Here is a 22,174-nt window from a genome sequence, read left to right as displayed (position 1 = left end):
CCACCCGCTCCGACACCTCGGGAACGCTCTTGGCACTCGGCCGAACGACCCGGCTGCCCTCGCTCACCGGTCTGCGCTTCGTCGCGGCGGCCGCCGTGGTCGCCCAGCACTCCAGCCTGATCTGGACGCGCGGCCACGGCGAGAACGCCGTGCTGCTCCGGTTGGGCTTCGCCGCAGTGACGTTCTTCTTCCTGCTCAGCGGCTTCCTGCTGACCTGGGCCTGGCGTCCGGACCAACCGGTCGGAATCTTCTGGCGCCGCCGGGTGGCCCGGATCCTCCCCAGCCATCTGGTGACCCTCGCCCTCGGCGTGCTGCTGCTGGCCGCCGCCGGGCGGGCCGTGCCGCTGCACGCCTGGCTGCCCAACGCGCTGCTCGTGCAGACCTGGTCCCCCCGTTTCGACCTGCTCGACCCCGGGGTGAACGGGGTTTCCTGGTCGCTCTGCTGCGACCTGGCCTTCTACCTGTTGTTCCCCGTCGTCGCCCGGCGCGCGGCCGCGATCCGCCCCGAGCGGCTCCGGCACTGGGCCGCGGCGGCCGTCGCGGCCGTCGTCCTGGTCCCGCTGCTGGCCACGGCCGCACGACCGCTGCTCGACGGGCCGCCGTTCGGCCTCGCTGTGACCCAGCGCCAGATCTGGTTCAGCTACACCTTCCCGCCGGCCCGGATGCCGGAGTTCCTGCTGGGCGTGGTGCTGGCCCGGCTGGTCCAGGAGGGGCGGCTCGACCGGGTCCGGAGCTGGCACGGCGCGCTCGCCTTCGCGCTGCTCTACCCGCTCGACCACGTCGCCCCGCTGATGTTCGGCATCGCCGCGATCACCGTCCTGCCGCTGGCGGCGCTGATCGCGGGGACCGCCAACGCCGACCGGCTCGGCCGGCCGTCCTGGCTCGCCCACCCGGTCACCGAGCGGCTGGGGGCGCTGTCCATGGCGCTGTACCTGACGCACCTGCTGGTGATCGAGCACGGCGACGCCCTGCTCGACCCGGACGGCACCGCCGACGGGCTGCGCCCGCTGCTCTTCACCGTCGTCCTCGTCGCCGGATCGCTGGCGGCCGCCTGGCTGCTGCACCTCGCCGTCGAGGAGCCGATGGTGCGCCTGCTGAACGAACCGCGCCGCGCGCGCCCGGCCGAACTCCGCACCCGCCCGGCCGAACTCCGCACCGTCGCCGACCACCAGAGGGAGACCCCGTGACCACGCCCCAAGCCCCCGCCCCCGCTCCCGTCGCCGTGCTCGGCCTCGGCCTGATGGGCACGGCACTCGCCGACGCCCTCCTGGCCGCCGGCCACCCCACCACGGTCTGGAACCGCACCGCCGCCCGCGCGAACGGCCCGGTCGCCCGGGGCGCCCGGCGCGCCGCGACCCCCGCCGAGGCGGTGGCGGCCGCGCCGCTCGTGGTGCTCTGCCTCCACGACCACCGCGCGGTGCACCAGGTCCTCGCCGCCGCGGGCGACGCTCTGGCCGGCCGGGTCCTGGTCGACGTCACCTCCGGCACCTCCCAGGACGCCGCCGACGTCGCCGAGGCCGCCGCCCGGTTCGGCGCACAGAGCCTGGACGGCGCGCTCCTGGCCACCCCCGACACCATCGGCCGACCGGACACCGCCGTGCTCTACAGCGGGCCCGAGGAGGCCTTCCGTACCCACCAGGGGACGCTGGCCGCGCTCGGCGGCAACCCGATCCACCTCGGCGCGGACAGCGGGCTCGCCTCGCTGCACGACGTCGCGATGCTCAGCGTGCTGTGGTCCGGCCTGAACGGCTTCCTGCACGCGGCGGCGCTGCTGCGCACGGCCGGGATCGGGGCGACCGAGTTCGCGCCGACCGCCGAGCTGCTGTTCGCGGGCATGGGCGTCTTCGTGAACCGCTACGCCCGGCAGATCGACGAGGGCGACTACACCGCCGAGGACTCGGCGCTCAGCACCCACCTGGCCGGGGCCGTCCACCTCCTGCAGGAGAGCGAGCGGCGGAGCGTCAACCCCGACCTGCCCCGGCAGCTGCTCGCGGTGATGGAGGCCGTCGCCGCCCGCGGCCACGCCGCCGACGGCTACGCGGCCGCCATCGAGCACTTCAGCAAGCCGACGGTGTAGTCCTGCGAGTGCCTGAACTCTCCTTGATTCAAAGGGAGTTCAGGCACCAGATCCGGATCAGAGGCTGGCCGGCGCCGCCCGCAGCCGGCCTGACGCGATCAGCTCCGCCACCAGCGCGATGTCCCGCTCCATCCCCCGGTCCCCGTCCATCACCGGCGACACCGCGCGCACCGCCGCGTGCACGGCCGCCGTCGGCCCGCTCAGCCGCTCGGGGCCGCGCAGGTCGGCGGCCTGGCACAGGGCGAGCAGGTGGATCGCCGCCACCTCGCGCACCAGCTCGACGACCGTCCGGGCGTCCCGGGCGGCGATGGTGCCCATGCTGACCTTGTCCTGGTTGTGCGCCTCGGTGGAGCGGGAGAAGGAGGTCGCGGGCATGGTCAGCTTGAGCGCCTCGGCGACCAGCGAGGAGGCCGCCAACTGGAGGGACTTGAAGCCGTGGTGCAGGCCGGCCTCCCAACTGTCCTCCGGGAAGCGCGGGATGAGGTTCGCGGTGAGCCCGTTGTTGTACTTCTCGTCCACCACCAGCTGCAACTGCCGCTCCAGCAGGTCGCCCACGCTGGCGGTGGCGGTCTTGAGCGAGTCCATCGCCTGGCCGATGTGCCCGCCGTAGAAGTTGCCGCCGTTGACGACCACCCCCGCGTCGGTGTCGAACAGCGGGTTGTCGTTGGAGGAGTTGATCTCGACGTGCGTCCAGTCGGTGGCGAACGCGAGGGTGTCCCGCAGGACGCCGTTGACGTGCGGCGCGCAGCGGATCGAGTACCGGTCCTGGACGGCCTCGGCGAGCCGGCGGTAGCCCGTCCCGTCGGGCATCGGGTCGGCCCGGCCGGCGTCCTCGTCGGCCGCGTACGGGCCGTCGCCGAGCCGCCCGAGCAGCCGGCGCACCGTCCGGGCGGAGTCGGCGGTGCCCGGGTGCGGCTTGTGGTCGAAGACGAACGGGTCGAAGTGGCGCGGATTGCCGTTGAGGACCTGGGAGGCGAGTGCCGTGCACAGGTCGGCGGCGAAGGCCAGTTCGGTCGCGTCGTGCAGCGCCAGGACGGCGAAGCCCGCCATGAAGGAGGTGCCGTTGACCAGCGCCAGCCCTTCCTTGGAGGCGAGCACCGCCGGCTCCAGGCCCTCCTCCGCGAGCGCCTCGGCGGCGGGCCGCACCCGGCCCCGGTGGAGCACCGCACCGTGCCCGGTGAGCATCGCACCGAGGTAGCTGAGCGGGACGAGGTCGCCGCTGGCACCCACCGAGCCGCGCTCCGGCACGACCGGCAGGACGTCCTGCTCCAGGCAGTCCAGCAGCAGTTGGACGACCTCCGGGCGGATGCCGGAGTTGCCGCGCGCCAGGCAGTTCGCCCGGGCGATCACCGTCGCCCGCACCACCTCGGGTGAAGCCGCCGGGCCCAGGCCGCAGTTGAAGCCGCGGATCAGGTTGGCCTGGAGCGCCTCGACCTTGCGCGGGGAGATCTGCCGGGTGCTGCTGTCGCCGAAGCCGGAGGTGACGCCGTACACCCGCTGCCCGGAGTCGACGATCGCGTTCTTGAGGTCCACCGACCGCTTCATCCGGTGGACCGCGCCGTCCGCCAGGGCCACCCGCCAGGCCACCGGCCGACGGGCCGCCGCGGCGGCCTCCTTGACGGTGAGCGAGCGGCCGTCGAGCAGCAGGTCCGCTCTGGGGGCACGGGACGTGGACGGACGGTCCTGGACCCACTGCGGGCACTGCGTACTGTCGGACGACAACTCAACTCTCCTGTCTGCGGGCGCCCCAGGGCGCCCGCCACGGGCCAAGGGCGGGACGTGGTGGAACGGGGTTCGAGGGCAGGTCCGCGCGGGGCCTGCCGCCGACCAGCTCTCGACTCCCCCCTGTCGACCCCCTATCACCCTACGTCACCACGATCCGCCCGCCGCACCACGACGTGTCCCCTCCCGGGGGAAGTCACCGCCGCTCTCGCGCTGCACGGGCGCAGGCCCGACCCGGCCACCCCGACCGGGCGGCCGACCCGCCGGGCGGCCGACGCGCCGGCCTCCGCGGTCGCGATGCACACTCGATCGCAACACTCCTTCGCATACGCTCCGCAATCGCACCATCGCGTGCTGTCATGGCTCTGCTGATCCCCCGACCCCCATCGCGCTCCGCGCGGGAAGGCAGACCCATGGGCAGATCCAGATTCACGACCACGGCGACGACCGTCCTCCTGACGGCTTCGGCGCTGCTCGCCACCGCAGGCGGCCAGGCCCACGCCGAGGCCGGCCAGGACAACATCACCATGCTCAAGCAGGAGAAGTCCCAGTGGTGCTGGGTCGCCTCCGGCCTGACCATCGCCAAGTTCCAGGGCTACGGCAGCACCCAGGCGGACTTCTGCACCCGGGCCCAGCCGTACTACGGCTGCAACAACCAGCCGGCCACGCTCGACGACATGGCCAAGGGCTGGAAGAGCCTCGGCATGACCAACCTCGGCACGGGCCAGAACACCGCGGCCACCTTCAACCAGGTCTACACCGACGTCAAGGCGGCCCGGCCGGTCGCGGCCCGGATCGGCTGGACGTCCGGCGGCGGCCACATGAACGTGGTCTACGGCTTCGACACCTCGAACAACACCATCGGGGTCGCCGACCCGTGGCCGGACACCGCCACCTACACGTGGTGGAACTACGCCGACTACGTCAGCAACAGCTCGTTCAAGTGGACCCATTCCCGGATCGGCATCTCCAGGTGAGGCGGACGGCCATGCACAGGACCACGACACCCGCCGGACCGGCGACCACCCGCCGCCTCCGCCCAGCCGCCCTGCTGGCAGCCGGCGCCTGCACGCTGCTGGCGCTCGCCGGGCCCGTCCACGCGGCCCCGGTCAAGGATCCGCTCCCGGCGGACATCCCGGACTACGGGTCCGCCCTCGACCTGGCGAAGTCCGCCGACGTCCGAGACGCCGTCTGCCGCTTCCTCAGCGTTCCGCTGCCCAAGGGGGACGCGCCTCCGGCGGCGCAGCCGATCCCCGACCGGGCCGACCCGTGCGCGGGCCTCCCCGCCTTCACGGTCGACGACCCACTGGCCCTGAACGAGCTCACCCCCGAATTCGTCGCCGGGACGGCCCTGCCGGTCGCCGCCCAGGCGATCCGGCTGAGCTATCTGGTCTCCGCGCTGAACAGCACGGTGAACGGCCGCCAGGCCACCGTCATGCTCGCCCCCACCCAGGGCGGCGGCTGGCACCTGGCCGGCGTGCGAGACGGCGCCGGCGACGCCGGGTACGCCGGAAAGGCCGCCCCCGGGACGCTGGTGTTCAGCGAGCCCCAGATCCGCGGCTGGTACCAGCTGCGGCTCACCACGGTCGAGCCGCTCAACGACCAGGCGCGGCAGGGACTGAACGGCCGGTCCTCGGCCTCGCTGAGCGAGTACCAGAAGCTCGTCAAGGCCCGGTACGCCGACAAGCTTCCCGGTTCGGAGTACGCCGCTGCCGGGATGTCCAGCGGCTACGGCACCGCGGCGGGGGCGGCGGCGGCCCCGTCCTCGGCGCCCGTCGTGATCGGCGGCACGGCCGCGGCACTGGCGCTGGCGGGCGGCATCCTCGTGTTCCGCCGCCGCCGCGGCAGCGCCCGCTGACCTTAGGGGCCCCCTCTCCCCGCCGGTCCGGCCCCCCTCGGGGCCGGACCGGCGGGGCGTCGGCATGTCGGCGCCGACGGGGGCCGAGGGCCGCCCGTCCCGCGTTCGACTCGACCGGGGCGCGGTCTACTTCGTCAACGACGCGGACAGCGCGCTCGAACTCCTGCACTGAGCGACCGGCGGCGCGCAGTTGCGGCACCGGCCGCGGCTGCGCGCCGACCAGCACGACCGTGCGCCCCCCGTGCACCGGGATCGACCCGGCGGCGGGAACGGCGCGGATTCGGCGCAGGGCCGTATGATTGACGGTCCATCAGGTTCGGATGGTGAGCGTTCTTCGGTCAACCGGTGGCCAGAATCGGAACTTCTCCTTCCGGCCGTGGAGCGGGCGCATAGGATGCCGTGAGCGGATGTCGGTTCGAATCGAACCGCCCGGTTTCTGTGGCACATCACTGCACTGCCGCGGTCAGCGGCGTCCTGGCACCTCGGATGCCCTGCCGCGGGTTCCACCGCCCCGAATCGGGGGCGCGCACACGTCGTTGGACACGATCCGGCCCCGGCATGCCCGGCGGGCCGTAGCAGGGGGGAAGTGGAGCGCTTGCGCGACAAGGCTTTGGTGAGGACGTACCGGGACCGGACCTACGTGTCCACGGCGATGGTGCGCCACCTGGGGACGACCGTGGCGTTCGCCATGGACGACAGGCGACGGATCTACTACAGCGTGCTCGACCTCGAACAGGCGGACGCCAAGAAGGGCGACCTGGACGCGGCGTACTGGAACGCGGAGCCGGCCCTGCTGCCGTTCCCGACCGAGTTCGTCGACCCGTACGAAGACGTGCCGATGACGTACCCGCTGCCGACGGTCAGGGCCGGCGGGACGGCCGAGATCCGGCCGCAGGAGCTGTTCGGCGCGGAGACCGACCCCTTCCTGTCGACCACCGCGCGGCTGACCGCGCCGGTGCCGATCCAGGTGCTCTCGGACGGCCGCTACATCCTGGTGTTCCGGCAGTCCGTCGAGGCCGGGCACGCCGACGCGGTGTACCGGACCACCGGCAGAACGCTGTCCGGCGACCCGAAGCGGACCGACTACCTGAAGGACGGCGGGGCGAAGGTGCCGGCCGCCGACTCCTCGCTGCTGTGCGACCGGTACGCGCTGGTCGGCTCGGCGCTCAAACCCGTGGTGGAGGCCCGCTACCAGCGCTCGCGCAGCAAGTACCGGCCGGCGGCCGGCGGCACCGACACGCTCGGCACTCGCGACATGGACGGCAAGCAGTTCTACGAGCCCACCACCAGGCTGTCGTTCGTGCCGCAGCTGACCGACGGCGGGTACGCCGTGATGCTGCTGCCGACCGAGGTCGAGGGCGCCTCGCGCTGGCAGCTGTTCGTCAACAACGCCGCCGAGAAGCGCATCGAGTCGTACAACTGCGAGCAGTCCGAGGACGGCCTGTTCGACACCGCCGGTACCCAGCTGTACACCAGCCCCGACCCGCGGTACCGCAAGTCCGTGCTGGAGCGTGAACCCGGCACCGACCCGAACACCGGCCGCCCGCTGATCCCCGTCCCCGCCACCACCGACCGAGCCGGCACAGCGCTGCGGTTCACCGCCGGCACCGCCGCCGACGTGCGGATCGGCACCGACGGGCTGCCCGCGCCGACCGGCGGCTGCACCTTCGAGGCCTGGGTGAAGCCCACCGCGCCCGCCGGCACCATCCTCGCCTCGCTCGACGAGAGCGTGCCCACCGGCTTCCACCTCGGCCTGGACGGGCAGTACCGGTTGACCGCCGGCTGCGGCCCCCGGGGCTGGGCACTGACGGGCAAGCAGGCCCTGACCCCCGGCGTCTACGCCCACGTGGCGATGGTCGTCAAGGGCAGCGAGGTCGCGCTGTTCGTCGACGGCGCCGAAGTCGGCCGGACCACCGTGCCGACCGCGCCGGTCCCGGCGTCCGCGAACGTACTGGGCACCTCCTGGAACAACGGGGCGCAGGTCAACGGATGGGCCGGCGACCTCGACGAGGTGCGGATCTGGAACCAGGCCCGGAGCGCCGCCGACCTCGCCGACCGCGGCCGGCGCCAGATCGGCACCGAACCCGGCCTGGTCGGCTACCTGCGGATGGACGAGGGCGTCGGCGCCGTCGCCGCCAACCTCTGCGACCGCCGCCGCGACGCGAGCGTCAAGGGGGCGACCTGGGTCGGCTCGGACGCCCCCATCGGCGACGGTGCAGGGCTGTCCCGCGACATGTTCACGATCAAGGGCCGCGAGGTGGTCGGCGGCCTGAGCGCCACGCTCTACTTCCAGCAGGAGACGCAGGCCTCCGGCTACGGCAGCGTCGCCACCGAGAAGCGCCAGGCCCGCGTCCTGCTGGCCTGCGCCACCTCCGGGCCGCCGCTGAAGGACGGCATCACGGGCCGCAGCTACCTGTGCACCTTGGACTTCGCGCTCGACCGGGGCGGGCGGCTCGCCGCCGTCCCCCGCGAACTGGCACTCGACCCGGTCGGCCCGCCCGCGACCGGCAACAACTACGACCAGCTGGCCGCCGCCCAGACGAAGCTCGACACCGCCCGGATCCAGTTGGGCAACGACCGCAAGCTCGTCGACGGATTGCCGGGCGCCCTGAGCTACATCGACTACCTCAAGGACAAGGGCAACCGCCGGTCCGAGCGTGACGTGTGGATCGACGGGCTGCAGGAGAGGTACGCCGCGCAGGCCCGGATCGGCCAGGACCAGGCCCAGGTCGCCGCCGCCGAAGCGGAGCTGGCCCTGGTTTCCGGCGGACTGAAGGGCGCCGCCGAGGTGCAGGTGCCGATGCCGCGGGTCGCCGTCGACCGGGGCGGCCTGAGCGCGTACGGCGCGCTGCTGACCTTCGCCTGGAGCGACCGGGCGCCGTCCCTGCTGGACAGCGCCAACGGCGACGTGGTGCTCTACTACGCGGGCGCCGACGGGCAGTTCTTCTCCGTCTACTACCCCACCACGGTCTCCCGCGCCGCCCGCAAGCTGACCGCGGGCACCGGCGCTGTCTCCCTGATCAGCCGTGATCCGGGCGCCCGGCTGGCCGACTTCGCCGTCACCGTCGCCGCCGGCGGCACCGCCGACACCTGCACCGTCACCGTGACGGCGGGCACGACCGTCGAACGGTTCCCCGAAGTGCCGCGCGCGGCGGGCGACTTCGCCCGGGTGCTGAACGGCCGCCGGATCGCGGGCGCCCTGCTCGGCCGGATCAGCGCCGCGCAGGACGCCGTCGTGGAACTCGCCGAACCGCTCACCCAGGGCCTGGCCGCAGGCTCGGCCGTCGCCATCGGCGGCCGGCTGCGCACCGTCGCGGGCACCGTCGCCACCGGCAGCAACAAGATCACGCTGACCGTCGGCGGCCTCGCCGACACCCGCGGACAGGACCTCTACTCGGCGCTGTACGACTACGCGAGGGCCACCTGCACCGCGCCGGGCGTCTCGCTCGCCGCCGGCTCCCGGATCCTCGGCGTCTCCACCGTCGGCGTCGCCGCCGACCAGCAGGTCGCCGACGGCACGGCCGCCGACGGCGCGCAGCCCCTGCTGCCGCGCTGGCGGGGCGACGCCCCGGGCCGGGCGCTGAACTTCGGCAAGAACGGCCAGCGCCTGACGCTGCCCAGCGGCAAGTGGCCGAACGTCTCCCCGGACGGGAACTTCACCGTGGAGGCCTGGGTCAACCCGGCCTCGGTCGACGGCCGGAGCCGGATCTGGCAGGCCAACTCCGGTGACGTCCCGTACGCGCTGGCGCTCACCGCGACGAGCGACCGGAGTGCGATGCGCTCCAACGGCGGCCACCTCAACTGCGGCAGTCGGATCGCCCTGGGCGGAAGCGACTTCACCATCGAGTTCTGGGCACGTCGCGAGCCGGGCTCGGACGGCCTGGTCTTCTGGCACACCACGTTCGTGGCCGGGGCGCCCTCGTTGGAGTTCGCTCTCCAGGCGTCCGGACAGGTTTCCTTCGGTTGGCGCGACGCGAGCGGCGGCGCGGACCGGCTGTCCGGCGGCCAGGACGACCTCGGCTGGCACTGCTGGAGCGCGGTGTACGAGGCCGCCACCCGGCGCCGCACGCTGTACCGCGACGGCGTGCAGGTCGCCCAGGACATCGCCAGGACGGCCTACCGGCAGACCGCCTCCACGCTGCTGGGCTGCACCCCGGGCTGGTCCGACGAGTTCCGGGTCTGGGGCCGGGCCCGCACCCCGGGCGAGATTCTGGTCTCGGCCAAGCGCCGGATGACCGGGGCCGAGCAGGGGCTGCTGGCGTACTGGACGTTCCCCGACGGCCAGACCAAGGACCGGACCGGGAACAGCCACGACGGAACCCCGAACGGGCCGCTCTCCTTCTACGAGCCGTCCGCGCCCTACAGCTTCCAGGTGTCGGCCGCCGTGGGCACCCAGGCGATCACCAGCAAGGCCGCCTTCCCGGTGGGCGAGTGGAGCCACGTCGGCGTGAGCTTCCGGCAGGACTGGGCGGTCTCCCTGGACGGCACCGGCCACCTGGACGCCGGCGGCCCCGACAGCCTGGACCTGGCGGGCGAGCTGACCATCGAGGCGTTCCTCAAGGTCGACAGGTTCGGCACCCCGCAGGGCCTGGTCAGCAAGGGCGCCCTGGAGACCGGCCTCGACGACGCCGTTCCGTACGCCTTCTACCTCACCGGCGACGGGAAGCTGGCGTTCGCCTTCGAATCCGGTGACGGACGGGCCGGATCCGTCAGGACGTACACGTCCGCGACCCCCGTGCCGCTGGGGCAGTTCACCAAGGTCGCCGTCACCCGGTCCGCCCCGGACCCGGTCACCGGCGAGATCAAGATCCGGTTCAACGTCGACGGGACGACAGCGGGCGGGGACTCCGGCACCTTCAAGGGCGCCAAGTCGATCGGCAACGACGCCAACTGCGAGATCGGCCGGTACCGCGTCGGCACCACCGCGTTCGGGTTCCGCGGCATCCTGTCGCAGGTGCGGATCTGGAACGTCGTCCGCAGTGCCGAGGAGATCGGCGTCTGGGCGGTCGCCCCGGACGAGAAGGGCCTGCTCGCCTGGTGGCGTTTCCCGGAGCGCACCGGAGCCGTCACCGCGGACGCCTGCGGCACCTACCCCGCCCAGCTGCGCGGCGCCGCCCGGGTCCGCACCCCCGACCCCCGGGGCAACACGATCACCCTGTACTACAACGGAGTCCCCTCCGTCGGCACGACCGACAACAACGTTGCGCTCACGGACTTCGGTGCCCCGCAGGTCACCGTCGGCGCGATGCAGCGCCGCGACGGCAGCTGGAGCCAGCTGCTCGACGGCGGTCTGGACGAGCTGCGGGTGTGGCGGACCTGCCGTACCCAGGAGCAGATCCTCGACAACATGTTCACCCGCCTGCGGACGGTGAACGAGGACCTGCTCGCCTACTACCCGATCGACCTGGACAGTACGACGGCCGAGGTGAAGGTCCTCGACGCCGGACCGGCGGGCTGCCACCTCTACCCGTCCTCTCCGGTGCCCGATGTGCTGATCTCACACGCCCCGATCAGCGACGACACCGCCCAGGTCCGCTCCGCGCTGACCGGCACCCGCACCGTCTTCCAGCGCCGCATCAGTGCCACCCCGCAGGCCGGCGAGTACGCCGACCTGCAGACCGACTCGCAGGGGCTGCGGTTCGGCGTGATGAAGCGCGCCTACTCCGCGATCCGGGACGGCGCCTGGAACCTCACCACCGGGTACAAGGTCGGTGACCTGGTCACCACCTGGGTCGGCCAGGCGCAGTTCGCGCCGCAACTGGTCGGCTACCTCGAAGGCGCGCCGCCCGTCCCGTCGGAGAACCTGATCAAGGGCACCTCGGACGACTTCAAGGACGCGTCCTCGGTGAAGTTCGTCCAGGCCAACACCGTCACCGACACGCTGGCCGGAGAGAGCAAGGGCAGCTTCGACGCCTCGGCGAAGGCCTACTTCAAGGGCTCGGTCAGCGACGACACCTACATCGTCGCCGCGCCGCTGGGCGCCGGCACCGCAAAACGCGCCTCCAGCGGCTCGGCCACCGCCGGCGTCAGCGCGGAGATCAAGCAGAGCTGGGGCTGGAGCGGCGAGACCCAAGTCACCCAGGGCGCCACCATCACCCGCACCAGCGAGGTCTCCCTGACCGGTTCCTGGGAGCCCGACGACGCCAAGAAGCAGGTCAACCCCACGGCCGGCCGCCGCTGGGTGCCCGCCAACACCGGCTTCGCGTTCGTCCAGTCCGACACCGCGGACCAGTACGCGCTGCGGCTGAAGCACAACGGCGCGCTGGTCGCCTACCGGATGATCCCCAACCCCGACATCCCCACCGACTGGAACATCATCCCGTTCCCGATCAACCCGCAGTACACCAAGCAGGGCACCCTCGACGGCGTGGTCGGCTTCGCCGCCGACCCCGCCACCGGCGCCCTGCAGTCGTTCCCCGACCCCGACTTCCCGAAGGCGGGCACCGGCACCGGGTTCAGCTACTTCCGGCCCAAGGAGGCCTACGCGCTCAGGCGCCGGATCCAGCGCGAGGAACGCCAACTCCAGGGCTTCTACGAGTCGGTGAACTCCCACCCGCTGAGCCCCGACCCGATCGCCGCGGCCGCCGACCGGGTGCTCAAGGGCATGATGGGCGGCACCGGCAGCACCGGCCTGACCGCCGCGAGCGGCGACGCCGCCAAGGCCCGCGCCGCCGGAAAGTCCGCGGCGAAGCGCAACATCGTCAACACCTATGTGTGGACGGCGGCGGGCGGCCTGTTCTCCGAGGTCACCAGCACCACCGACCAGGTCGTGCAGACGACCGCGGGCGAGTACAGCCTCACCATGGGCGCCACCTACTCCAGCAGCGGCACGTTCGAGGCCGCCGGGATCGGCTTCGACGCCGGATACGAGCTCGCCATCGGCGGCGGATTCAGCCTCACCCGCCGCAAGTCCAAGGACTCCAGCCGCACCTTCAGCCTGGACGTCACCGCCAAGCCCAACGGTGACCTGCAGAAGCAGGACTCCGCCGGGAACCCCGTCTTCGACGCCAAGAACAAGCCCGTACTCACCCCCGGCCGGGTGGACGCCTACCGGTTCATGACCTTCTACCTCGACACCTCCAGCGACAACTTCGAGGACTTCTACGGCAAGGTCGTCGACCCCGAATGGCTGGAGAACAACCCCCACCCGCACGCCCGGGAACTCGCCAAGGCCCGACAGGCCGACCGCAAGCCCCCGTGCTGGCGCGTCATGCACCGCGTCACCTACGTCAGCCGCGTCCTCGACACCAGCTCGCCCGGCGCCCCCGGCTACGCCAAGGCGCTTGGCGCGCTCAACCTCACCAGCGACCACCAGCTGTTCCAGAAGCTGGAGCCGTACCTGACCGGCGCCACCCGCGGGCTCGCCGAGCTGACCGCGGCCACCGCCACGGTGCTCACCGCCAACTTCCCGACCCTCGTCCCGCACACCGCCACCATCACCGAACGCCTGGCCGCGTACTACCAACTCTCCGACAGCGGCGGCCCGCTGGCCCTGCCCGGCAGGGCCGTCAGCACCGGCACGCCCGCCACCACCCCGACGCCCATCCCGACCCCGACGCCCGCCGCGCCGAAGGCCGCGCTGACCGTGCCCGCCACCAGCCCCCAGGGCACCGACATCTCCGTCGGGTACAGCATCCCGGCGGACCAGGTGATGCCGAAGAACTGGGTCGGCATCTACCGCCCCGGCGCGGCCCTCAACGCCGGCTCGCTGCACTGGCAGTACACCCCGAACGCCGACGGCACTGTCTCGATCCCCGACTCCCGGGGGCTCGGCGCCGGGAAGTACCAGTTGTGGCTGCTGGCCAATGACGGCTACCTGGTGCTGGCCGGTCCGTACGACCTGACCGTCGCCTGACGATCCATCGGACCTCCCGTGCGGGACGCGGCTCGACTGCCGCGACCCGCACGGGAGTCGTCGTCTCTCAGAGGACGTTCGCACCGCTGACGTGCAGGTTCGGGGAGATCTGCTGCCTGCCCGAAGAGTTCTTGGATACGGACACCGGGTCAGGTCACCAGGTGACCGGGACGGCGGCGGCCATGATGGCCATCCGGTCGGGGTGCCAGGGGACTTCGTCCAGGGGCACGGCCAGGCGCAGCCCCGGGAACCGCTGGAGCAGGACCCGGAAGGCCGTGTCGGACTGCCGCCGCACCAGGTGGGCGCCGGGGCAGTGGTGGCGGCCGTGGCCGAAGCGCAGGTGGGGGTTGGGCGAGCGGGCGGGCTCGAACCGCTCGGCGTCGGCGAACGTGCCGGGGTCGAAGTTGGCGGCGTCCAGGGAGAGCAGGATCAGGTCGCCGGCCCTGACCTGTTCGCCGCCCAGGGAGGTGTCCTCGGTGACGAAGCGCGGGATCGCGTTGCCGAGCACGACGCTGCACCGCAGCAGTTCCTCCACGTGCCGGGGTGTCGCCTCCGGGCTCTCCCGCAACTCCGCCATCGCCTCGGGGTGTTGGAGGAGGTTGACGGCGGCGACGCCCAGGAAGCTGGCGAAGTCCTCGTAGCCGCTGACGAAGAGCACCGAGACGATGTTGGACAGCTGCTCGTCGCTCAGCCCCTGCTGCTCGGCGTACAGCCCCTGCTGCTCGGCGTTCAGGTTCCGCTCGGCGTTCAGGTCGGCGAGCCGGTCGGCCAGGCCGCGCGGCCGCCCCGGGGTGCGGGCGGCCAGGAAGGCGGCCATGTAGGAGCGGATCTCCTCCCAGTTGACGGCGAGTTCCTCGTCGGAGTACGTCGCCATGGTGAGGTCCTTGTCGGCTCGCTCCGCGAGCCACTCCCGGTCCGCGAACGGCAGGCCGAGCAGCCGGCACAGGCACTGTGCGGCGACCCACTCGGCGAAGTGGCGCTGCAGGTCGCCCGGCGCGCCCTCGGCGACCATCCGCTCCAGGCCTTCGAGGGTGACCTCGGCGACCCAGTCGGCGGGCAGTTCGGGCTGGTTGCGGCCGAGTGCGGTGAGCACTTCGTCGCGCAGTCCGGCCTGCTGGAGGTGGTTCATGGCGTCCAGCAGTTCGGGCGCCAGGATCGGGGCGTCCTGGGTCGGACTGTCGGCCTCGCCGAGTACGGAGCGGGCGAAGGCGCGGTCCCGCAGGACGTCACGGGCCAGCTCGTAGCCGGTGACCAACCACGCCTCGCCGCCGGAGTTGGTCCGCACCCGGGCGACGGGGCAGCGGCTGCGGAGTTCGTCCAGTTCGGGGGCGAGGCGGTCGCCGTCGGTGCTGAACGGGTAGCGGGGCAGGGAGCCCGCGTCCGGGGTGCCGTCCGGCGTGCCGTCCGCAGCCTCGCCGGTAGTGGCGGGCGCCTGGGGTGCGCTCATGTGGCGCGGTCCTTTCTGTACGGGGATGGGGGTGCGCGGCGTCGATGCCGTCGTCACCAGCGCACCGGCAGCCGGGCCGGGGCGCGCAGCGGGGTGGTCTCGTCCCAGGGCAGCGACTCGGCGGGCTCGGCGAGTTCGACGCCGGGCAGCTTCTCCAGCAGTACCTGGATCACGACGGCCAGTTGCATGCGGGTCAGGTGTGCGCCGGTGCAGGCGTGCGGGCCGTGGCCGAAGGCGATGTGCGGGTTGGGCGTGCGGGTGAGGTCGAGGCGGTCGGGGTCGGTGAACGCCTCGGGGTCGCGGTTGGCGGAGGCGGGCACCGGGACGACGGCGTCACCGGCCCGGATCCGCTGCCCGTGGAGGGTGAGGTCCTGCTCCGCGACGAGGATGTTGATCGCGTTCATCAGCGGTACGTGGCGGAGCAGTTCGTCCACGGCGGTGGCGGTCCCGGCGGGTTCGTCGCGCAGCCGGCGGAGCTGGTCGGGATGGGTGAGGAGGGTGAGCAGCGCGTTGCCGGTGTGCTGCATGTTGGTCTTGTAGCCGGCCATCAGCATCGTGACGACGAAGCTCACCACGTCGTCCCGGACCAGCTCGCTGCCGGGGCGGCGGGTCTCGGCGAGCAGCAGTCGGATGTAGTCGCCGTCCTGCGGTGCTTCCCCCTCTTCCCCCTCTTCCTCCTCCTTGCGGGTGATCAGCTCCGAGGCGTAGTCCTGGAGGGCGTACAGCGCGGCGAGGATCTCGTCCATGGCCAGCCCGGCGGCGCTGAGCAGGGTGAGGGTGTGCGGGAGGTAGCGGTCGCGGTCCTCGTGCGGGAGGCCGATGGTCTCGCACAGCACGCGCAGCGGCAGCGGTTCGACGTAGCCGGCCACCAGGTCGGCCGTGCGGTCGGGCGAGCCGGCCGTCATGGCGTCGATCAGTTCCGCCGCGATGGCGCGGATGCGGGGCCGCATGAACTCCAGGCGCCCGCGGCCGAACAGCGGCAGGACGGCACGCCGCACGCGCTCGTGGTGCTCGCCCCGCATCTCCAGGAAGGTCGGCAGGCAGGGCGGCGGCGCGTCGTCGCCCTCGACGGGCGGCCAGGCGGACAACAGGGGCCGCACCAGCCTGGGGTCGGCGAAGGCGGCGCGGGCGTCCTCGTAGCGGCTGAGCAGCCACGCGGTCTCACCGTTGGGCAACTCCGCCTGGACGACGGGCTGTTCGGCGCGCAGCCGGGCGTAGCCGCAGGGCGGTCCGGCAGTGCCGGGCGTCACCTCGGGGACGGGGATGGGGGCGGGGACGGCGGTGTCGGTCATCGGGTGCCCTCCCGGACGGCGGCGGTGGTGATCGGGCGCTGGAGGTAGCCGGAGCTGAAGAAGTACTCCAGGTACCGGTCCAGCAGGGCGGAGTCGACCGGCGGGCAGCGCAGCCCGCTGTCCGCGAGGGCGGCCTCGGCGTTGTGCCGGCCGAGCACCGGGAAGGTGCCCTCGAAGTACAGCTCCTTGACGGACATGTCGGCGGTGCGGCTGCGGTCCACGCACAGCGACACGAAGGGGGCGGTGGCGCTCGTGGGGTTCGCGGCGACGTGCCGGACCAGCTCGTCGACCCACTCCGGGTAGGGCAGGGTGCGCACCGCGCAGCCGGCTGCCCGCATCCGGTCGATGACGTCCGAGAGCATCGCGGGGCGGGGGTTGGTGAGGTGGTAGGTGCGGCCGTCGGCGTCCCGCCGGGTGGCGATGTGGACCACGGCCTCGGCGAGGTGGTCGACCGGGACGAAGTCCATCGGCAGGGCGATGTCCGGGGCCAGCCCGGTCTCGGCGATCGTCCGGAACAGGGAGCAGATCGCGGTCTCGGTGTTGCTCACTCCGCTCGCCTGGTCCCCCGTCACCTCGTACGGGCGGTGGACGGCCACCGGCAGTCCCTGCTCCGCGGCGCGGCGCAGCACCCCTTCCGCCACCCACTTGCTCTCGGCGTAGCCCATGGTGAGCCCGTCGGCGTGGGCCAGTGGGGCGTCCTCGGCGGCTTCGCGCACCCCGGCCGCGCCGGAGCCGGCGACCACGGCGACGGTCGACAGGAAGTGGACCGGGACGCGGCGGGGCGCGGCGAGTCGGATGATCTCGCGGGTGCCGTCCACGTTGGGGGCGCGCAGCTGTTCGTACGGGTAGAGGAAGTTGACCTGGGCGCCGTTGTGGACGATCAGGTCGAGTCGGCCGGCGAGGTCGGCGAGGTGCTCGGCCGGGAGTCCGAGGCCGGGCTCGGCGAGGTCGGCGGGGAAGCACTCCAGCCGCTGCCGGTCGGCCTCGTCGAGCCGCAGGCCGTAGCGGGCCAGCGCGGTGCGCACGCGCTGTTCGGCGTGGGCCGCACTGGCGGCGCGGACCGGGCAGTGGACGCGGGCGGCGGTGCGGCGCAGCAGGGTGGCGAGGAGGAAGGCGCCGACGAAGCCGGAGGCGCCGGTGAGCAGGACGTCCTTCGGGTCCTGGGGGCGGGGTGCGGGGCCCTGGGCGGGCGGGAGGCGGAAGCCGAGTTCGGTCTCCCGGGCGAAGTCGACGGTGCTCTCCCCGGCGCCGGCCGGGGCGCCCTCGCGGGCGGCGCGGACGGCCTCGGTGAAGCGCGCCAGGGTGGGCGCGGTGAGCAGGGCCCGGATGAGGGTGGAGCTGAGCGCGGCATCGAGGCCGAGGGCGGCCAGGGTCCGGGTGACGGCCTCGGAGGCGAGCAGTGAGTCGCCGCCGAGGTGGAAGAAGTCGTCCTCGGGGGCGGGCCTGGTGCGCAGCACCTGCTGCCAGATGCCGGCGAGGAGCCCGGCGAGCCCTTCGGCCGGCCGCTCCTGCGCCGATGCGTCCTCGGTGACGGCGGCGGTGACGGCGGCGGCGGCGGTGGCAGCGGTGACGGGGACGGCGCGTAGGCGTTTGCGGTCCACCTTGCCACCGCTGGTCACCGGGAAGCGGTCGAGGGCGACCAGCACCGGGACGGCCTGCGGGGGCAGCCAGCGGGCGCAGTGGCCGCGCAGTTCAGGCAACGGCAGGTCCGCTCCCGGGGCGGTGGGGGTGAGGTAGGCGGTCAGCGCGTCCCCGTCGGCCTCGACGACGGCCTCGGCCACGGCCGGGTGGGCGCGCAGCCGGGCCTCCACCTCGTCGAGCTCGATCCGCGCGCCGCGCAGCTTGACCTGGCGGTCGGCGCGGCCGCGGTATTCCAGCAGGCCGTCGGCGTTGCGGACGACCCGGTCGCCGGTGCGGTAGAGCCGGCCGCCGGGTTCGACCTGCGGCAGGCGGACGAACCGCTCCGCGGTCAGCCGGTCGTCGCCCGGATAGCCGAGGGCCAGCCCGTCGCCACCGACGTACAGCTCGCCCTCCTCCCCCGGCGGCGCGGGTGTGCCGTCGGCGCGCAGGACGTGGCAGGTGGTGCCGGCGTACGGTCGGCCGATCGGGACACCCGCGGCGTCCTCGGGCAGCGGGCGGACGACGTGGGCGGTGGAGACCACCGAGTTCTCGGTCGGGCCGTAGAAGTTGACCACGGTGGTGCCGGGGCAGGCGGCGAGGACGGCGTTCGCCAGACGCGGGTCCATCGCCTCGCCGCCGGCCGAGACGAAGCGCAGGCCCGCCATCGCCCGCGGGCTGGTCCGGGCGAGCAGATGGAAGACGCTCGTGGTCAGGTAGGCGACGGTGACGCCCCGGCTGCGCAGCAGGTGCTCCAGCGCGGTCGGCGAGAGGAGTTCCTCGCGGTCGGCGATCACCAGGCAGGCGCCGGTGAGCAGGGCGCCCCAGATCTCGATGGTCGAGGCGTCCGAGGACAGGCCGTAGCCGTGCAGGATCCGGTCGCCGGGCCCGGGCGGGGGCAGCTCGCGGTCGGCCAGGACCAGCCGGGCGACGCCGCGCTGCGGGATCGCCACGGGCTTGGGGCGGCCGGTGGTGCCGGAGGTGAAGGCGACGTAGGCGCAGTCGGTGGGGGCGGACCGGACGTCGGCGGTCCGAACGGGCGCGGGGGCGGGGTCGCCGTCGTCGACGGCCGGGATGCTCACCCGCAGGCCGCGGACCGGGCGTTCGGTGCCGGGTAGGGTGACGGCGGCGCGCAGCCCGGCGTCCTCGGCCATGGCGCGCAGCCGGGCCGGTGGCAGGTCGTCGTCCAGCGGGACGTACGCGCAGCCGGCCTTGAGGATGCCCAGCAGGGCTATCAGCGCCTCCGGGGACCGGCTGCCGCACACTCCGACGGGTTCGCCGGGGGTGATGCCCGCGGCCAGCAGTCGGGCGGCCAAGGCGGTCGACCCCGCGTCAAGCCGGCCGTAGCTCAGGACGCGTTCGCGGTGCTGGACCGCTGGGGCGTCGGGGTGCGCGGCCGCCTGCCGGGCGAAGAGCTCCGGGAGGGTGAGGTCCTGGAGGGTGAGGTCCTGCGGCCGGTCCTGGTGGGAGGCGCGGGCCGCGGGGCGGGGGGCCGGGAGGTGGAGCGGGCGTGACGAGACATCGATATCGGTCATGGGTCCTTCTCGGCGAGTGGGCCCGCCGGCCGCGGCCATGAGGCCGGTGCCGACGGCGCGCAGGTCAGTCCGCGCTGTCGGCGGCGGGTTCGGCAACGGCGTCGGCGGCGGCGACATCGGCTGCGGCGGCGGCGTCAGCGGCGGCTCCGGAAGCGCGCTCGCCGGGCTCGGCGAAGTCGGCGGCGAAGGCCGAGAAGTCGGCGGTCCGCCAGCGCTGCGGCCGCAGCCGGAACAGGATGTCGTCCTTGAGCTGGTCGGCCGTGGCCTCCAGGTAGCCGCGGGCCTCGTCCGGCTCCAGGTAGCGGTGCGCCAAGGCGTCCCGGACGGCCGGCGGGACCGGGTCCTCGACGGTCACGACCGGCCCCTCCACGCTCACGTACCGGTAGGGCCGCCGCTCGTCCTGCACGCAGAGGCTGAACCGGCCGGCGGCGCGCAGCAGTCGGCCCTTGACCGTCTCGCGCCCCGTCTGGACGAGGATCTCGCCCCCGGGCTCGTAGCCGTACCAGACCGGCACGCTCAGGGGCGCCCGGTCGCCGTCTCTGGGGTCCGCGACGCTCAGCACCCCGACTCGACGGTCGGCGAGGAAGCTCTCCCGGTCGTTCTGCGACATGGTGGGCAGCATCGGTCAATCCCCTTTACTCATCAGGAAGTTGCAGCCCGCGGCCGCTGCTCGGCAGCCATGGCCGGGCCGGAGGGCGCAGCGCGTGCGCGGAAGGCGGGACGACGGGACGACGGCCACCCGATCGCGTGGCTGCGCCGCCGGACACGACGACGGACCGCCGGTGCGACCCGGCGGCCCGTTCGTCTCCGTAGGAACAGCATGACGCTACTGACACGTACGATTACGGAGAGATCCCTCTACTGTCGTGAACATGTCACTCAGTGGCTTGAACCAGCCCGAACTTCACCACCACCCCCACCGGGCCCTCCCGTCAGCAGGCCTCGTCCGGCCACCCCGCGGCCCGGAACACCGCGACCGTTCCGCCGGCAGTCCCGGGTGACCGGACCTCCGGCGGGGGTGGCGGGCGGGGCCGTCAGGGCGCCGGACTCTGCGCGCCCTCGACGTCGGCGAGCAGTTTGCGCAGGAGCCCGTCCAGGGTGGCCCGCTCCCCGCCCGAGAGGGCGGAGAGCAGCGCGGTCTCGTTGGCCGCGTGGTCGGTGAAGGCGGAGTCCACGAGGGCGCGTCCGGCTGCGGTGAGAGCGATGCGGACGCTGCGCCGGTCCGCCGGGTCGGTGCGGCGTTCCACCAGGCCCGCCGATTCCAGCCGGTCGATCCGGCTGGTCATGCCGGCTCGCGACATCAGCAGCAGCTCGGCGAGTTCGGAGGGCATCAGTTCGTACGGCGCGCCGGAGCGGCGCAGGGTGGCGAGAACGTCGAACTCGCCGCGCTGGAGGCCGTGCTGCTTGAACACCTCTTCGACGACCCGGCCCGCGAGCAGCGCGAGGCGGCCGAGGCGGCCGAGGGTGCCGACCGCGGCCAGGTCGAGGTCCGGGCGCTCCCGGCTCCACTGGTCGAGCATGACGTCCACGTGATCCATGGAGGAATGTTATTCGATGGAAGATAGTTAGACGTAGTACTATCAGCCATGGAACTACTGGAGTGCTCACTGTGGGGAGAGGCCAATGACGTTGATCGGACCGGAAGCCGTGGTGGTGCGGGGCGACGAAGCCGAGACCGTCGGAATGCCCGGCGGCGAGGGGCGGCTGCTGGCGGACTCCAGCGCCACCGGCGGCGCCCTGAGCACCCTGCGCGTCACGCTGGGGCGCGGCAAGGACGGCGCCACTCCGCACTACCACGGGGGCTCCTCGGAGCTGTTCTTCGTCGTCGACGGCTCGGCCCACGTGCTCGTCGGGAACGAGGTGGTGACCGCCCGCAGCGGCGACCTCGTGGTGGTGCCGCCCCATCTGCCGCATGCCTTCGCGGCGGCGCCGGACTCCGGGGTGGACCTGCTGATCGTGATCACCCCCGGGGTGGAACGCTTCGACTACTTCCGCCTGCTGGAGCGGATCCGCGCGGGCGAGGCGACGCCCGAGGAACTGCTCGCCAAGCAGGACCTCTTCGACAACCACTTCCTGGAGTCGCCGAGTTGGCGCGACGCCCGGAAGGAAACCACCCGGTCCGAGCCGTAGACCGCCCGACACCGAGCCCCGCCCGACACCAGGAAAGGAACCCCGTGACCGACACCCGCACCATCACCAACCCGCCCGGCCTGCACGACCCGACGCCGTTCGGCTACAGCCACGCCGCCTCCGCGCCCGGCGAACCGGTGTTCATCGCCGGCCAGTACGCCTCCGACGCCGACGGCCAGGTGGTGCCCGGCGACTTCGCCGCCCAGACGGAGCTCGCCCTCGCCAACCTGCGCACCGCGCTCGCCGGGGTCGGCCTCGGCTTCGAGCACGTGGTCCGGCTCGGCTCGTACATCGTCGACCACGACCCGGAGAAGCTGGCCGTCCTCGGCAGGGTCCTGGCCGCGGCCTGGGGCGACCGGCTGCCCGCACAGACGCTCAGCGGGGTGGCCTCGCTCGCCCTGCCGGGGATGCTCTTCGAGATCGACGCGGTCGCCGTCCGGCCGACGGCGGGCGCGGCGGGCTGACCCGCCCACGCGCAGGGGTCCCACCGGCCGGTGGGACCCCTCGCCCACCGCCGCAGACCGGATTGACGCCCAGTACGACAGCAGGGGCGGGGCCCCGGCGCGGGGGGCCGGGCCCGCGGGGCGTACGTGGCGCGCCGGCGGGGGCCGGGGGGTGCCGCGGTGGGGGGGGGGGGGCCG

The 22,174-nt window shown here is 73.3% G+C and carries 13 protein-coding genes; 7 read left to right on the top strand and 6 right to left on the bottom strand.

The genetic code is table 11. The annotated features are described in order from the left end of the window. Positions 1-29 precede the first annotated feature (29 nt). Positions 30-1,187 carry an acyltransferase family protein gene (locus tag ABTY61_RS33075; protein ID WP_350508835.1) on the top strand — a complete coding sequence of 386 codons (1,158 nt, stop codon included), beginning with the start codon at positions 30-32 and terminating at the stop codon, positions 1,185-1,187. Beyond that, positions 1,184-2,077: an imine reductase family protein gene (locus tag ABTY61_RS33070; RefSeq protein ID WP_350508834.1), complete on the top strand. Its 894-nt coding sequence runs from the start codon at positions 1,184-1,186 to the stop codon at positions 2,075-2,077. The genes ABTY61_RS33075 and ABTY61_RS33070 overlap by 4 nt, the downstream gene beginning before the upstream one ends. Before the next feature lie 57 nt (positions 2,078-2,134). Here ABTY61_RS33070 and ABTY61_RS33065 read toward each other — a convergent pair whose 3' ends face one another. Then, positions 2,135-3,799: an HAL/PAL/TAL family ammonia-lyase gene (locus ABTY61_RS33065; RefSeq protein ID WP_350508833.1), complete on the bottom strand. Its 1,665-nt coding sequence runs from the start codon at positions 3,797-3,799 to the stop codon at positions 2,135-2,137. Positions 3,800-4,212: 413 nt separating this feature from the next. On the opposite strand from ABTY61_RS33065, the gene ABTY61_RS33060 reads away from it, so the two are divergent. From ABTY61_RS33060 to ABTY61_RS33050, 3 genes are all read left to right on the top strand, one after another. Further along, positions 4,213-4,776: a papain-like cysteine protease family protein gene (locus tag ABTY61_RS33060; RefSeq protein WP_350508832.1), complete on the top strand. Its 564-nt coding sequence runs from the start codon at positions 4,213-4,215 to the stop codon at positions 4,774-4,776. Between the two features lie 11 nt (positions 4,777-4,787). Next, the gene (locus ABTY61_RS33055) at positions 4,788-5,657 is read left to right on the top strand and encodes a hypothetical protein (protein WP_350508831.1); all 870 of its coding nucleotides are present in this window, start codon (positions 4,788-4,790) and stop codon (positions 5,655-5,657) included. Between the two features lie 595 nt (positions 5,658-6,252). Continuing rightward, entirely contained in the window at positions 6,253-13,512 is a 7,260-nt protein-coding gene (locus ABTY61_RS33050) for a LamG domain-containing protein (protein ID WP_350508830.1), read from the top strand. Between the two features lie 154 nt (positions 13,513-13,666). Here ABTY61_RS33050 and ABTY61_RS33045 read toward each other — a convergent pair whose 3' ends face one another. From ABTY61_RS33045 to ABTY61_RS33025, 5 genes are all read right to left on the bottom strand, one after another. Beyond that, positions 13,667-14,959: a cytochrome P450 gene (locus ABTY61_RS33045; RefSeq protein WP_350508829.1), complete on the bottom strand. Its 1,293-nt coding sequence runs from the start codon at positions 14,957-14,959 to the stop codon at positions 13,667-13,669. Between the two features lie 53 nt (positions 14,960-15,012). Then, positions 15,013-16,251 (bottom strand): cytochrome P450 family protein, encoded by a 1,239-nt coding sequence (locus tag ABTY61_RS33040; protein WP_350508828.1) that lies wholly within the window; start codon positions 16,249-16,251, stop codon positions 15,013-15,015. Next, the gene (locus tag ABTY61_RS33035; protein ID WP_350508827.1) at positions 16,248-19,403 is read right to left on the bottom strand and encodes an amino acid adenylation domain-containing protein; all 3,156 of its coding nucleotides are present in this window, start codon (positions 19,401-19,403) and stop codon (positions 16,248-16,250) included. Before ABTY61_RS33035 ends, ABTY61_RS33040 begins: the two co-directional genes overlap by 4 nt. 64 nt (positions 19,404-19,467) lie before the next feature. Beyond that, positions 19,468-20,013, bottom strand: coding sequence for a pyridoxamine 5'-phosphate oxidase family protein (locus ABTY61_RS33030; RefSeq protein WP_350508826.1), 546 nt, complete (start codon positions 20,011-20,013; stop codon positions 19,468-19,470). A gap of 424 nt (positions 20,014-20,437) precedes the next feature. Beyond that, a complete protein-coding gene (locus tag ABTY61_RS33025; protein WP_350508825.1) occupies positions 20,438-20,941 on the bottom strand; it encodes a MarR family winged helix-turn-helix transcriptional regulator in 504 nt (167 codons plus the stop codon). A gap of 85 nt (positions 20,942-21,026) precedes the next feature. On the opposite strand from ABTY61_RS33025, the gene ABTY61_RS33020 reads away from it, so the two are divergent. Next, positions 21,027-21,533 (top strand): cupin domain-containing protein, encoded by a 507-nt coding sequence (locus ABTY61_RS33020; RefSeq protein ID WP_350508824.1) that lies wholly within the window; start codon positions 21,027-21,029, stop codon positions 21,531-21,533. Positions 21,534-21,577: 44 nt separating this feature from the next. Beyond that, a complete protein-coding gene (locus ABTY61_RS33015; RefSeq protein WP_350508823.1) occupies positions 21,578-21,997 on the top strand; it encodes a RidA family protein in 420 nt (139 codons plus the stop codon). Positions 21,998-22,174: the final 177 nt, after the last annotated feature.

Source organism: Kitasatospora sp. NPDC096128 (genome assembly GCF_040303105.1).
GTDB lineage: Bacteria > Actinomycetota > Actinomycetes > Streptomycetales > Streptomycetaceae > Kitasatospora.
This window is presented reverse-complemented; position numbering and strand designations above follow the sequence as displayed.